Origin of the sequence: Chryseobacterium jejuense (assembly GCF_017877355.1) — a bacterium.
GTDB classification, from domain to species: domain Bacteria; phylum Bacteroidota; class Bacteroidia; order Flavobacteriales; family Weeksellaceae; genus Chryseobacterium; species Chryseobacterium jejuense_A.
Map to the genome: position 1 here is coordinate 267,350 of NZ_JAGIPR010000003.1, position 13,708 is coordinate 281,057.

At 35.6% G+C, this 13,708-nt stretch carries 15 protein-coding genes; 7 read left to right on the top strand and 8 right to left on the bottom strand.

Annotated features, from left to right (window positions below):
• Window positions 1-33: 33 nt before the first annotated feature.
• Both J2772_RS08395 and J2772_RS08400 read left to right on the top strand, forming a co-directional pair.
• Window positions 34-1,059 carry a saccharopine dehydrogenase gene (locus J2772_RS08395; RefSeq protein ID WP_209915595.1) on the top strand — a complete coding sequence of 342 codons (1,026 nt, stop codon included), beginning with the start codon at window positions 34-36 and terminating at the stop codon, window positions 1,057-1,059.
• Window positions 1,056-1,634, top strand: a complete 579-nt coding sequence (locus tag J2772_RS08400; protein WP_209915597.1) for an NAD(P)H-dependent oxidoreductase — start codon at window positions 1,056-1,058, stop codon at window positions 1,632-1,634. Before J2772_RS08395 ends, J2772_RS08400 begins: the two co-directional genes overlap by 4 nt.
• Window positions 1,635-1,713: 79 nt before the next feature.
• Here the strand turns inward: J2772_RS08400 and J2772_RS08405 are convergent, their stop codons facing one another.
• The 3 genes from J2772_RS08405 to J2772_RS08415 form a co-directional block, all read right to left on the bottom strand.
• Entirely contained in the window at window positions 1,714-2,436 is a 723-nt protein-coding gene (locus J2772_RS08405; protein WP_209915598.1) for a siderophore-interacting protein, read from the bottom strand.
• A gap of 148 nt (window positions 2,437-2,584) precedes the next feature.
• Window positions 2,585-3,448 carry a helix-turn-helix domain-containing protein gene (locus J2772_RS08410; protein WP_209915600.1) on the bottom strand — a complete coding sequence of 288 codons (864 nt, stop codon included), beginning with the start codon at window positions 3,446-3,448 and terminating at the stop codon, window positions 2,585-2,587.
• Window positions 3,449-3,585: 137 nt separating this feature from the next.
• Window positions 3,586-4,221 carry a LysE family translocator gene (locus J2772_RS08415; protein WP_209915602.1) on the bottom strand — a complete coding sequence of 212 codons (636 nt, stop codon included), beginning with the start codon at window positions 4,219-4,221 and terminating at the stop codon, window positions 3,586-3,588.
• Window positions 4,222-4,461: 240 nt separating this feature from the next.
• Between J2772_RS08415 and J2772_RS08420 the strand changes: the two genes are divergently transcribed.
• Both J2772_RS08420 and J2772_RS08425 read left to right on the top strand, forming a co-directional pair.
• The gene (locus tag J2772_RS08420) at window positions 4,462-5,046 is read left to right on the top strand and encodes a helix-turn-helix domain-containing protein (RefSeq protein WP_209915604.1); all 585 of its coding nucleotides are present in this window, start codon (window positions 4,462-4,464) and stop codon (window positions 5,044-5,046) included.
• Window positions 5,047-5,134: 88 nt separating this feature from the next.
• The gene (locus J2772_RS08425) at window positions 5,135-6,619 is read left to right on the top strand and encodes a serine hydrolase (protein WP_209915606.1); all 1,485 of its coding nucleotides are present in this window, start codon (window positions 5,135-5,137) and stop codon (window positions 6,617-6,619) included.
• A gap of 641 nt (window positions 6,620-7,260) precedes the next feature.
• Here the strand turns inward: J2772_RS08425 and J2772_RS08430 are convergent.
• Window positions 7,261-7,806 carry a hypothetical protein gene (locus J2772_RS08430; RefSeq protein ID WP_209915608.1) on the bottom strand — a complete coding sequence of 182 codons (546 nt, stop codon included), beginning with the start codon at window positions 7,804-7,806 and terminating at the stop codon, window positions 7,261-7,263.
• A 183-nt stretch (window positions 7,807-7,989) separates the two neighbouring features.
• A complete protein-coding gene (locus J2772_RS08435) occupies window positions 7,990-8,142 on the bottom strand; it encodes a hypothetical protein (RefSeq protein WP_209915610.1) in 153 nt (50 codons plus the stop codon).
• A gap of 29 nt (window positions 8,143-8,171) precedes the next feature.
• Here J2772_RS08435 and J2772_RS08440 point away from each other — a divergent pair, with 29 nt between their 5' ends.
• Window positions 8,172-8,903, top strand: coding sequence for a hypothetical protein (locus tag J2772_RS08440; protein ID WP_209915612.1), 732 nt, complete (start codon window positions 8,172-8,174; stop codon window positions 8,901-8,903).
• A gap of 7 nt (window positions 8,904-8,910) precedes the next feature.
• Here the strand turns inward: J2772_RS08440 and J2772_RS08445 are convergent, their stop codons facing one another.
• Genes J2772_RS08445 through J2772_RS08455 form a run of 3 tightly spaced genes read right to left on the bottom strand, consistent with a single transcriptional unit; the run spans window position 8,911 to window position 10,984 of the window.
• Window positions 8,911-9,648, bottom strand: a complete 738-nt coding sequence (locus J2772_RS08445) for a hypothetical protein (protein WP_209915614.1) — start codon at window positions 9,646-9,648, stop codon at window positions 8,911-8,913.
• A gap of 22 nt (window positions 9,649-9,670) precedes the next feature.
• On the bottom strand, window positions 9,671-10,102 hold the full coding sequence (locus J2772_RS08450; RefSeq protein ID WP_209915616.1) for a hypothetical protein: 432 nt from the start codon (window positions 10,100-10,102) through the stop codon (window positions 9,671-9,673).
• 15 nt (window positions 10,103-10,117) lie between these two features.
• Window positions 10,118-10,984 (bottom strand): WG repeat-containing protein, encoded by an 867-nt coding sequence (locus J2772_RS08455; protein ID WP_209915618.1) that lies wholly within the window; start codon window positions 10,982-10,984, stop codon window positions 10,118-10,120.
• A gap of 84 nt (window positions 10,985-11,068) precedes the next feature.
• On the opposite strand from J2772_RS08455, the gene J2772_RS08460 reads away from it, so the two are divergent.
• Both J2772_RS08460 and J2772_RS08465 read left to right on the top strand, forming a co-directional pair.
• Window positions 11,069-12,328 (top strand): hypothetical protein, encoded by a 1,260-nt coding sequence (locus tag J2772_RS08460; RefSeq protein ID WP_209915620.1) that lies wholly within the window; start codon window positions 11,069-11,071, stop codon window positions 12,326-12,328.
• Between the two features lie 89 nt (window positions 12,329-12,417).
• Window positions 12,418-13,695 (top strand): hypothetical protein, encoded by a 1,278-nt coding sequence (locus J2772_RS08465; RefSeq protein ID WP_209915622.1) that lies wholly within the window; start codon window positions 12,418-12,420, stop codon window positions 13,693-13,695.
• Window positions 13,696-13,708 lie beyond the last annotated feature (13 nt).

Genomic DNA, 13,708 nt, shown 5'->3' on the forward strand with positions numbered 1-13,708 from the left:
TTCCAGCTCTATAATTTTGTCAAAAAAAAATAGATGGAGCACAATATTCTAATTATCGGCGGAAACGGATTGGTAGGCAAGACAATTGCCCGTATTTTACAGACGAGAAATCCTCATTTCAATATTTTTATTGGGGGACGTAAAGGTGGAAATGTAAATAAAAGTCTAAAGATTGATGTTACAGATCCCAGTACTTTTCAGGTGATTAATGATAAAAAAATAAATTTTATTATTCTTTCTGTGAATGATAAATCTGACCATGTACTCAGATTTGCCATTGCCAATCAGATTGATTATCTGGATATCACAAAACCTACTCCGGATCTGGTAAAAGCTTATGATATTGCCAGAAGATCAGACATTAAAAGTCGAATTGTTTTCAGTTCCGGATGGATGGGGGGAATAGTGCCCGGATTGGTGAATGTTCTTTCAAAAGATACTAATGACACTCAGGCAGTAAAACTCTTTGTGTACTATTCTGTTAAAGATCTGGCTGGAGAAAGTTCTGCACATTTTATGGCAGAAAATGTGGCAGTCCCTTTTCATGATTATAAAAACGATCAACCTGATCCTATCCGACATTTTTTAGATACTGAAACCTATGATTTTTCCTTCGGAATCGGAAAAAGGAATGCTTATAATTTTGATGTTCCCGATCTGTATATCCTGAACAAGGTTGAAAGAATTCCCAATGTGAGCGTAAAAATGACTTATAATTCTAAGTTCATTACCTGGCTGCTGGGGAGCTTTCAATACCTCAGAATTTTTAATATTTTGTCTTTGAAAGAAAGGAAAATGATTTTCGGATCAAGTGGAAATGGAGATCAGGCGGTCTTTGAAATAGTAGTGCAGGATAAAAACGGTGATAAGAAACTGAGTCTGCAGAGTATAAAAGGACAGGCAGAATTAACGGCTTTATCAGCAGTTTTACATACCGAAGAACTGTTGAGAAATCCTCATGAAGGCAATATTTATTTCAGCCATCAGTTGCATGAACCTTTATCATTATTGGCTCAGCTTAATGCCTATGAAACGATTAATATCAATATAGCGCAATGAAAAAAATAGCCATTATCAATGGACATCCGAATAAAGAATCTTTCAATTTCGGGGTTGCAGAAGCCTATAAAAACGGAGCCAAAGAAGCAGGAGCAGAAATAAAAGAAATTACGATAGCAGACTTGAACTTTAATCCCAATTTACAGTTCGGATATCAAAAAAGAATGGAGCTGGAACCTGATTTATTGAATGCCTGGGAAATTATACAATGGGCAGATCATCTGGTTTGGGTACATCCGGTCTGGTGGGGAGGATTTCCAGCCTTAATGAAAGGATTCATAGACCGTCTTTTTCTTCCAGGATTCGCCTATAAATATAGAGAAAATTCTTTGTGGTGGGATAAGCTTTTAAAAGGAAAAACAGCTCATATTATTACCACAATAGATCAGCCGGGATGGTATTACCGTCTCATGTACGGAAGACCAAGCGTCAATCAGCTTAAGAAATCAACGTTGGAATTCTGTGGAATAAAACCGGTGAGGGTTACTTACTTTGGGATTATTCGTACTTCTAATGAAAAGCAGCGGAAAAAATGGTTGGAGAAAGTGAAATCGTTGGGACAAAAACTAAAATAAAATTGAATAAAAAACGGAAGTTGGAAATTAAAATAGCTGTTGTATATATTTGAATGCATCATTTCCAACTTCCTGTCTTTTACAGTCCTTTTTTTCCCTCTATCCAGTACGCTTGTGATCTGATACACCTCGAGGAGACCCCCTTAGCCTTAAGAAATTTTCTTATAAGTGACATTCGGGTTCCGTTTCCTGTTAGGTAAAAAACCGCATTATCATTGCAAATAGCTTCCTTTTCTTCCCTTAGAAAGTCGGTTAAGGCTTCTATGATTCTCATTGTACTGTTTTTGGGACTATGATAACCATATAAATTGAGACTTTCCAGAGCCTGGGATTCTTCCAGCTCATGAAGGCAGATAAATAAAGAACCTGCTTCTTCCACCGCTTCTTTAATGGAAAGAGAACTTCCCAATGAGGTTTCATCCCCTATGGAGAAATGAATTTTAGCATTCGGCTCAAAAAATCGCTTTCCCCTGGGCACTAATATTTTTATTGAATCCCCAACAGATAAATGAATTGCAAAACGACTTCCCACTGCTGAATTATTATGGATGTGAAATAAAACTTCAAATGTTCCAGCTTCTCTATTAAAATTGAAGGGCGAATAATTACGGAAATCCCTGTCGTTGATTCGTATTCCAATGGCATAAGCAGGTTCATACTGAATATCCTGTAAATCGGTTTCAAAACGCACAAGACGAAGATTCCCGGAAATAGTTTCTATATGAATAACTTTACAATCTTTGAATTTTGAGGACCATACATTTTCTACCGTATCGTTGATCCATTTTGGTAAACTTGGCATGAATAATTTTTTATTGCAAAGGAAGCCGTAAAATGTAAATAGTACGATAGCTGTTCCATGGGAATAATTGGACAATTCGTGGTTGAGAATAGGGAAGGGAGAAGGAGATCGTTAAGAATACGGCAGAAATTTTTTGCTCCGTTTTGAACTACCTGCTTGAATGCCTGAATTGTGAAGGTGATTGGTCTTCCAGTTTTGAAAATAAGCGGCTGAAATACGTGTGGTCATTGTATCCTAATTCATAGGCAATTTCCTTTACTGTAAGGTGAGTGAATGCTAATAACCGCTTGGCTTCAATTAGAATTTCCTGATGAATCCAATGTTGAGCAGATTTACCGGTCACTTCACGGATGGCTTCTGTGAGATATCCTCTTGAGATATTTAGCTTTTCAGCATATTCAGATGGACTTTTCATAGTTTTATAGCCTTGTCGTACCATAATTTTAAACTCCCGTGTCAGTTGTAAAGAACGATTTTCACCAATAGCCTGAGAATAGTTTTCTTTTGAATAGATAAAGGCAAACATCCCTATAAAAGAATGAAGAAGAGATTGAATTACTAAAAAACCTTCTTTGGAAGCCAACATTTCCTCCGTATAAAAAGTATGGAGTATAGCCGCTACATTATTGAACTTTTCTACCCATGTTTTCTCCACTGCAAGAGGTCGTATTCCTTCCATAGATTCCTCAAAAACAGAACGTACAGAATCCGGAACCAGATCAGATTTTATTGCTACAAACCATCCGTTCACCTTATTCATTAAAAAGCCTTGATGTACCTGCCCTGGTAACACACAGAAAATAGTAGAATCTTTAGCTTCAATGATGTTGAAGTCAACCATCATTTTTACATGTCCGCTTTCCATGAAGGTAAATATATAATGGCTGTCGCGATGTATTCCTTTATCCATAAGAATACTCTCTGTATGATAGGTATGCTGATCCATTCTTTTTATATGGAAGCGATGCTTGGAGATATCACTTAGATCGTAGGTAGGAATGGTATGCTTCATCTTTTTGAAACTGATTTACAAAGCTACAATAATATAGAAGATCTGCTTTCATTCGTAATATAAAAAAATCTCCTGTGATGACAGAAGATTCTAAATTTTTATTTTTTTAATCAGGAAATTAATCAATATTTAGTTCATTACTTTGCTTTAGAAAAAGCCATTTTTACTGCCAGATAAGTTAATACACTTGCCATGAACCACTTTTGTACTTTAATCCAGGCAGGGTTATTATTGAAAAACAAGGCAACTCTGGCAGCTGTTAATACAATTAAGAAATTAATGCTAAAACTTATCAGTACCTGAATAGCTCCAAGTTCCAGACTCTGGGTTAAAACAGAGCCATATTCCGGTTTGATGAATTGCGGGAAAAATGAGAGATAAAAAACGGCCACTTTCGGATTGAGAACATTCGTTAAAAAACCAATGGTGAAAAGCTTTTTAGGGCCATCATTCGATGTATTTTTGTCAATATCAAAAATATTTTTGCTGTTAGGTTTAATAGCTTGATAAGCCAGGTATAAAAGATACATCGTTCCCAGGGTTTTAAGAACCAGATAGGCAAACGGAACAGCCAATAATACAGCCGTTAAGCCAAAAGAAACCATGATGATGTGAAACATAAATCCGCATACGACACCCATTAAAGAAATAAAACCTGACTTTTTCCCTTGTGTTATCGATTTTGAAATCAGGTAAATCATATTAGGACCTGGACTAATCACTAAAATAAGTGCTGCCAGAATAAAGAATGAAAGATCTTGAAGTGGGATCATTAATTTTTATACAAATGTCTTATTTCTTGAAATAATGTACAATACTTCTATAAAAATTACTCAAAAAAAAAAGAATTTATGATGTCTCTTTGCTGAGTGAAACGCCATTGCGAAAATTTTCATTCATATTGTTAACCGTTGCGTTAAAAACAAAAATAACCAACAAATGGAATTCAATTCAAATATTGAAAAAAATGTAAATTAGCCAACACAATCAAAGCAAATCCTTTCTAAGCAACCATGTCTAAATTAAAAGCTGTAAGAGAACAGAAAAATCTGACCCAGGAAGAACTTTCAGAAAAATCAAAAATTTCTGTGAGAACCATCCAACGGATCGAAGCGGGTACGGAACCCAAAGGACATACTTTAAGAGCATTGGCTCAAGCATTGGAAATAGAGGAAGCTTCATTGCAGGATAGTATTGAAACTACTGAAACAAGTGTTGAGGTAACTCAGGAGATCATTCCGGAAGTAAAGGAAGAACAGCAACCCGAGACCAATTATTCCCTTATTAAAATCATCAACCTTTCTTCACTACTATTTACCCTGCTGCCTCCGCTGAATATTTTAGTTCCGTTTCTCCTTATGTTTACCATGAAGCAGAGAAACAGTCTGGCCAGACAGATTATTTCAGTCCAGATGATATGGACGGTTATGGCTCCTATTGTATTCATTTTGGGGATCTTTTTAAAGCTTGGAAGACAGTTTACACTGGTTCTCATGATCGTAATTGTGCTCTCCAATATCTTTATAATCCTTCGTAATACTGCTGAGATTGACCGGAATAAAAAAATGTATTTTCGATTGAAATTCAATATGATATAAAACCTGTCAGGGCTTTGTCGGGTTTTTGTCGGGTTCATTTTTAATGGAATAACCCATGAAAATCTAATCTTTGTCAAAAATAATAAAAATGACAAAGTATACTCGTTTTATACTCCTATTTTTTATCGCTTTCTTTAGCAATGTTCATGCACAAATAGAAAAGACTGACGCTTTATACAAAACAATTATGTCCAGAGACAGCTTGCTTTTTTCGGTAGGCTTCAATACTTGTAATGTTGGTCAAATGGAAAATATACTCAATGACCAGCTTGAATTTTATCACGATAAAGATGGCTTTTCTGATAAAACGAAATTTATGATTGATTTTAAAAACGGATTATGCAGACCATCGAAAACGTATAAGGTAAGGAGAGCTTTGGTTGAAAAAAGTACCGAAGTCTACCCAATGTATAAAGAAGGAGAAGTATATGCTGTTATTCAGAATGGAACACATCTGTTTTATGAAAAAGAAACCAATCAGCCAGAGAACCTAACAGGTTCTGCTAAATTTACGCATGTATGGGCTAAAGAAAATGGCGAATGGAAGCTAAAAAGATCGCTCAGTTTCGACCATCAGGCAAAAAAAGGCAGTGATGAGAATGCTTTTGAAGATGACCAAGCTATTGAAAACTGGCTGAAAGAAAATAAAATTCCAACTTTAGGATTAGGAATCATTGAAGGTGGAGAATTGAAGCAGGTAAAAGTTTTAGGAGAAATAAAAAAAGGAATTTCGGCTCCCTATAATACCTATTTCAATGTAGCTTCTCTTACCAAACCTGTTACAGCAATGGTTGCTTTGCGCTTGATAAGTCTTGGAAAATGGAAACTGGATGAACCTCTTGATGCTTATTGGACAGATCCGGATATAGCCAATGATCCGAGACATAAAAAGATAACAACCAGACTCATTCTTTCCCATCAGACTGGATTTCCAAACTGGAGATGGATGAACGCTAACAAAAAACTCAATTTTCAGTTTGAGCCGGGAACTCAATATCAATACTCAGGAGAAGGATTTGAATACCTGCGAAAAGCCCTGGAAAAGAAATTCAAAAAACCATTGGAGCAGCTTGCTCGGGAATTGATTTTCCAACCGCTTCAAATGACGGATACCAATTACATTTGGGATCAGAATACCAATGAATCCAGATTTGCCATTGGATATAATGAAGAAGGAAAACCTTATCCGACAGAAAAAAATAGCACAGCCAATGCTGCGGATGATCTGCATACAACAATTGGGGATTATGGAAATTTTATGATAAATGTGATGAAAGGGAAAGGCTTGAATCCCGAGGTTTTTCAGGAAATGATAAAAAAACAGGTAAAAACAAAAGAAGATGTATACTTCGGATTGGGATTATCAGTGTATGATCTTGGAAATGGAGACTATGCACTGTCTCATGGTGGTGCTGATCTAGGTACAAGGTGTATTGCCTTTGTATTGCCAAAATCAGGAAAAGGACTTCTTATTTTTACCAATGTAGATAATGGCTATAAAGTCTATGAAAAGCTGGTTCTTCATTATCTGGGTGAGGAAGGGAAGAAAATTACTGAAATAGAAAACAGATAAGTTTTTCTCGCAGATTTTTTTAGATCTGCTTCATTGGTGAAATCAGCGAGAGATAAATTTAAAACGCAAAGTTTTATTTTCTAAATGTTGTATTTCAAGGAAGCAAAGTAAGGCGACAAAGTCGCTGAATAAGCGTAAGAATAAGGCTTGCTTCATCAGAATCGATTGAAAATCGATTACCTCTTAGCTTCCTTAAAACTATAAAGTATCTGATTTAATTCTTTGCGTTTTAAAAGCACAAGAACTTTAGATAAAAACTAATAATTTTCCATCCATAAAAATGCTGCCTTCAAAATGAGAAACAATTTTTTTATTTAATTCTCTCGCAGATCGAGTAGATTCCGCAGATTTTTTTAGATCTGCTTCATTGGTGAAATCAGCGAGAGATAAATTTAAAACGCAAAGTTTTATTTTCTAAATGTTGTATTTCAAGGAAGCAAAGTAAGCAAGAATTTGCTTTATGAAGCTGTATGGTTATACATCCGCTTCATCAGAATCGATTACCTCTTAGCTCCCTTAAAACAATAAAGCATCTGATTTAATCCTTTGTGTTTTAAAAGTATGAAAGCTTTAGATACAAACTAATAATTTCCATTAATAAAAAGCCTGTCTTCAAGAACGAGAGACAGGCTTTATGATTTTTATTTTACCTTTTCCAAAAGATATAATTTGGCTCCTGAAAATGCCAGCTTAGGCATCAGGTTGCCTTCCAGAACCATAGTCTTGCTGTTGACATCAATCACTGAAATATAATTATTGGAATTGTATTCAATATAGTTTTCCTTTTCCTTAGTGATGGGGTTTTTCCCGAATTCCATCTTGTATTTTACCCAGTCTTCATCCTGGGAGCTGCAATGTACCGGCTTGAATTTTGACTTTTTAGCTTTAAAAATAATCTGGTCAAAGCTATCCACACAATCCGAAGTAAAAGAAGCTTCCGGATTCTGATCTTTGGTAAAATCTTCAAAAGAACCTTTGTAAACGCCTACTACTTTCCAGGTTCCATCTACGCGGTCTTCATCTATTTTTCCCTTCGCTTTACTTACTGCCCAGCTGATGCCGTTAACGGTTCCTTTTACTGCCTTATAGCCTAAATTTACAGCACCAGACACCACTTTAGTTGCAGTTCTTACCACACATGAATTTAATACCAGAACAGCTGAAGCCAGAAATATTATTTTTTTCATATTGTCAAATTTTTTACGAAGATAAGGCTTTATGTTTAATGGGGAAGTAGAGGCTGGGAGCTGGAAGAGGGAGGCTGGAGGATATTGAGGTGTAATAATGACTGGTTTTGTTTTTTAGTTTGCTGGGCAGCTTTTTATGAAATTAGGGATAAAGGCTGGGAGCTGGAAGAGGGAAGCCGGAGGTTATTGAAGTACGGTTAATGGCTGGTTCTGTTTTTTAATCTTGTTTGCCAGGTTATATTGTAAACTGAAAATCAAAGCGTGTTGAGCAGTAACTTCCATCCTCCATCCTCCATCTTCTGACTTCCAGCCTTCCAATTCCCAGATTTTTTTCATAAGTTCGTCTGTTAAGAAATAATAACCATATGACTCCTACTGTAGTTCTCTTAATTGTTTTCATCGTTTTTGCGGTATTGTTTATTGGAATACTTTCCAGGCCACAGCAGGTTAATACATTTTCAGGTACAGATTTTCAGACGCAGCCTTTGGATCCGTCGGCCATTAAGAAGAGGGAAGATTATCTTACAAAGATGGAGAGCAGACAGCGTACAATAAGCATCATTCTTCTTGTTTTTATGGTTCTTGGTTTTTCCAGTCCTGTTTTTTATGCATGGTTTGATACCTTACATTTTAAAGGAATTTTGGATAAAGAAAGCTATGATGCCCGGATCAGAGATAATAATTTGTTGATGGGTGGAATGTTGGGAATGTGCGGATTGTTTTTCTTTATGATTTCATTGCTGAAAAGAAAGATGCTGCAAAGCTATAAAAGTGTGATATTAAGCCTGAATCAGACAGATTTTGAAACCATGCTTGATGTAAATCAAGCTATGAACGGAGTAGATAGATTTACAATGTCACCTCCTTTTATCGTCAGCCAGTCCAGATTGTATGTATTTAAATTAGGAAGGGTTTTGACTTTATTATGGGTGGATATCACAGAGCTTAAAATTAACAGTGCTCCACGTAATGGCTACTTTATAAAAATGAAAGTAAAAGGCAAAATATACTTTTTTACAATATCAGACCGTCCTATGGTAGATATATTTGTAGCTGAATGTGTGAAACATGGAATAGCCAGACCATCACAATGGTAATGGATATTTATTCTACCCAATTTCGTACGGTTTCAAAGAAAAAATTATACAGCTTTTTGTCTATATTATTTTGGTCGTGAATCACCATATCATATTCTTTTAAGGTTAAAGAAAAGGTAATACTGTATTTTTCGGAGGTTGCTGCTTCCTGAAACAATCTGGTTTGTGACAGAGTATCAATGTATTGCTGGAATTGTTCCTGGGTGAGTTTTTTATGTTTGGAAATATCAACAGGATTTCTGTTTTTATCCTGTGAATGTCGGATGTAGTGAACCGTACCATCCTTTTTTACGGTGATGCTTTCCTGGTCCCAATCGGTATGACTGTAGCGATGAATATATAGAGAATCTGCTTTTTTAAAATCAATTTTATAAAATTTTTGGGGTTCTCGATTTTGTTTGATGAGAAAATTTACCTGGCCATCCGAAGCGGGTATCTTATATTTTACCGTTGAATAATCATAATGTTGATTCAAAGAGTCTGGCTTAAAAGAGATCATATCCTGTTTCAGATCATAACTTCCCGATGCAACATCCTTAGTGAGATAATCGCCCTGGTCATTTTGATGATAAGCATTAAATGTATGATCATTATTTAATTGCAGCACTTCAGTAGCAGTACAACACCCATTATATACTGGAAGCATGACAGACTGGGCAACATAGGTTCCGGAAACCTTATTGCCTTTATTACAACTATTTAAAATGATTGCTGATAAGAGAATAATAATTGTTGTTAATTTCATCTGCATGATATTCAGGTTATGGTTATTTTGTTACAGGAGGAGCTTTAAACTTTTCAAAAGTATAAATAAGCTGGTAATACATTTTGTTTTCCTGATAGGTTTTTCCCATTGGAGTAACCTCTTCACCTTGTAACAATAGCTTCTTTTCAACCTGATTGTGCTTATATTTTTTTAACGTTGGCAGAAGATAATAAACACTGGTAGTTTGTCCCTGTTCGTTATCATGAATAAACAGCCATTCATTAAATTTTTTATTAAAATAACAGGCGAGGTTTCCGCCAAGCTTCTTCGGTCCTGAATATTTCACTTTAAATCCTTTCTTTGTTAAAAGACTGTCCGTATTCATCTTGTTAGGAATAAGAGTATACCAGATCTCAGAGGATGTTAAAGTCTGTGCCGATGACAGAGATATCCCTGAAATGAATGCAATAAAGAATAATATAAAGTGTTTCATTAATTTTAATTTAAATCAGTCTTTTAATCTGTTTTCTTTTCCCGATTCAGCTTTTTCCTTTCTTAGCAATTTTCCTGTCGGGCTGAAGTAATAATTGACATTGTCTTTCTGGAAAAATAATTCCTGACCATAAAGATAGGCATCATTATATTCTAATGGGATAATGGTTTTCATCTGGAAATCTGATAAACCAAATAAACCGTTTTTTCGGATAATAACTGTAGTATCTGTTAGGGATACCAGCTCAACATCACTTAGTTTAATGACATATTTCCCGTTTTTATCAACCACTCCGTATTGGTCTCCGATCCTTACGATAGAATAAAACTGGTTTTTATCATTCATAAAATGAAACCCATAAATTGTATCATATAGAAACGGAACAAGAGTCTTATTCTGAATATCTATAATTCCTTCTTTACCATTCTTTTTTGCAGAAATAAGAGTACTGTACATTGGATCCAGCTGCTCATATTCTATGGGAATTAATATTTCATTTTTATCATTAACAATACCGCTTAGGTCATTTTTAGTTACCTTTATAAACCCACTAGATATACCTATTGAGCCGTAAGTATTGTCTAACCCTATAACCCATTCTCCCTTGCTGTTGAGAATACCATACTTTTCTGTACCGGGAATATGTTCTTCCTTTCTTCTTCCTGCTTCATTATATTCATGTTCAGCTTTTGAAACCAGATAATAGCCGTCTGTATTATAAGTGGCTGAGCAAAACTGAGGCGGGATAACATTGGTTCCATCCGAAAGGTAATAGCCGATATATCCATTGGCATTTTTCAGGGGATACAGCTCATTGTATTTTTGAGCATTGACCCAAAGACAGGGAACCAATAAAAGTATGGGAATTATTATTTTTTTCATCCTGGTTTTTACTTCATAAAAGTACCTATTATCGGGGATATTCCATTCATCCTATTTTTTGTATTTTTAAAAATAAGATTAATAATGATGAAAATATTATCTTTTATGCTCCTGTTTCTGTTGGTGTGTTCATGTTCACCCAGGATGACGAGGCTGGCCACTCCGGAAGATAAAACAGATTTTGGAATCTCAAATCCATCCAAAGCATTGTTTTTTGTGGAAAATGAGAGTATTACAGCACCAGAAAACCACATCAGCTATCATAAAGAAGTAGCAGACAATCTTTACAGACAGTTTGGAGGAGCTACAGAAAGGGTAATGGTGGCCAGAACTAATGCTCAAACCTTTAAATTTTCTAATGGAACTACAACATGGTTTGTAAACGTTCAGAACTTCCCTAAACGTACAGCGATGATTTTATTTGATGGTGAAAATGAGCCTATCATTGAATACCATACCAAAAATTACGAGCGTTTGGTAAAAAAATACTTGTCCGAAGACCTGAAAAAAAAACAGCAAATTGGAAAAGAGAATAAGGCTACTGAAAAAGGAGCCTCCAATGTCCGGAACTCCATAGATGCCTTTTCTTTCACTCCGGATCAGAAATATGCGGACCAGATTATTAACCACAGCAATACAAGCTACTATCCTCTTATTGCTTTTGAAGACGGAGGAAATTGTAACGGACGATTCCGGAATGTAATTTACTCGGATGAAAAACAGCAAAATATAAGCTATACCACCAATGTTACCTACAGAAACGGGAGAATGCTGGAATATATGTACTCTCGTGAAGGAATTGAAAGTGTACAAAAATATTACCTTAATAAAGTAGCATTATTAGATTCTATAGTGAATTCCGAGAATGGTAAAAGGGAAATGAAGCTTAATTTCAAATATCTGCCGGATAAATTTATCATTCATTCCAGCTTGGGATCCAGGGAAGAATTTCATTTGAATGGCAAAGGACAGGTAGAGGTACAATACGACTTCAATAAAAAGGATAAGCTTACAAAAGAAACTTATTACCAATATGATAGTCTCGGAAGAATATTGGTGGAAGACTGTATTTATGACGGAGAAAATCCGGTCACCCATACCTATGAATATGATTCTGATAAGAGAAGAATGTACTCAAAGCTGACTATCAAGGGAAAAGAAGGGAAAATAATTTCAGAAAATAAGTCTGAAATCATTGATGGAAAACAAGTCTTTACCGTTATTGCTGATGGAAAAATACTAAACAAATCTGTTTCAACGCTGAATAGCAATTGTGAAGGAAGAGTGGTTACGTATGATGGCAAGGGAAAAATAGTATCCGTGAGTGTTCAGAAAAGACGATGATGAATTATAAAACAACAAATGCTCAATAACCATTTATGCTCAAAAAAAATTATTTATTTCTCTATTTTTTATACATTCCAACACTGTTTTTGGCCCAGACAAAGACCCTTTATTTTGATTCCGGCTGGAAGGAAACCCAAAAGCCTAATGCGGTATACTACCGTCCACTTCCGTTTTTGAAATCAGGAACTTTAGAATTGCTCCGGGACTATTATGTGAAAGGGAATGTACTTCAGATGCAGGGCTATTTTGCTGGAGGAAAAACAAAAAATCTGGTAGGAGATGTTTTTTGGTATAGTTCTGATCAATATGATCATTCCGGATCTTCTTACATCAATAAAACCAAACAGAAAAAGCTGACCTATTACTTTGATGACGGCAAAATCTGGAAAACTGTAGAATATGGAGACAGTTTAAAATCCGGCAAAACCATAGAATATAAACCGGATGGAAGTATTTTGGGCGAAGCCATTTATAAAGACGGTTATATTGAGTCCGGAACAGTAGGATATGTGCATTCCACTTCCGATTATAAGAGATACAATACAAAAACGGAATCTGACGAATTTATCAGTATACCACCCAAAGCAGGAACCCGGGAATATAAAAAGGTCTATTATTGGAAAAAAAATCTTAAAACAGCCGTAGAATACTCCTATCGTAATGATAGGGTAGTTCAGTCAAGACATTTTGATGAGAACGGAAATCTCATTCAGCAGATAGACAGTACTTCTTATTTTTATCCGGAAAGAGAGCTGAAGAACGGAAAATATTTCTATTACTATACCCAAAAAAGTGCTATAGTCGAGCCTCCTTCCTATATTGAATTTAAAAGTTTTCCTTTTTCAGAAGTCAATATGGAACAGGTAAGTTATATCGTTCAGTATCGCGGAGCAGTCAGATTTTTGGAAAAACATCCTACTAATGATCTGTACAGGGAGATAGTATATAATTTCTTTAAAGATAATGGAGCCGATTTTATCCAGTTAAAAAGAGATGATAACGATGCAATCTGGAAACCGATAGAAAAATACAGGGATACAGAAGCTGTATTTATTTCTGTTTCCGATGTGGAAGCATTATCCAAAGAGGCAGTTTTTCAGAGATTTTCCAAAAGAACATGGACGAATCCGTATTTTAAAAATAAGCCTGTTTCTGAGCAGTTATATTTTTCCTCCTTCAATTGTATGGGAAAAAGAATGCGCTATTCTTCATCAGGGAAAACAGAAGTCAATGAACAGGAATCCCAACTCGTCTATATCAACCTGGTTCCCGGAAAATATATGATTCTCCGTAGAACCGGCGGATATTTCATTCCCAAAAGCTCCGGTGATGTGATGGAGATTCCCAACTACATTCAGGAATAATTTTCCCTATTAA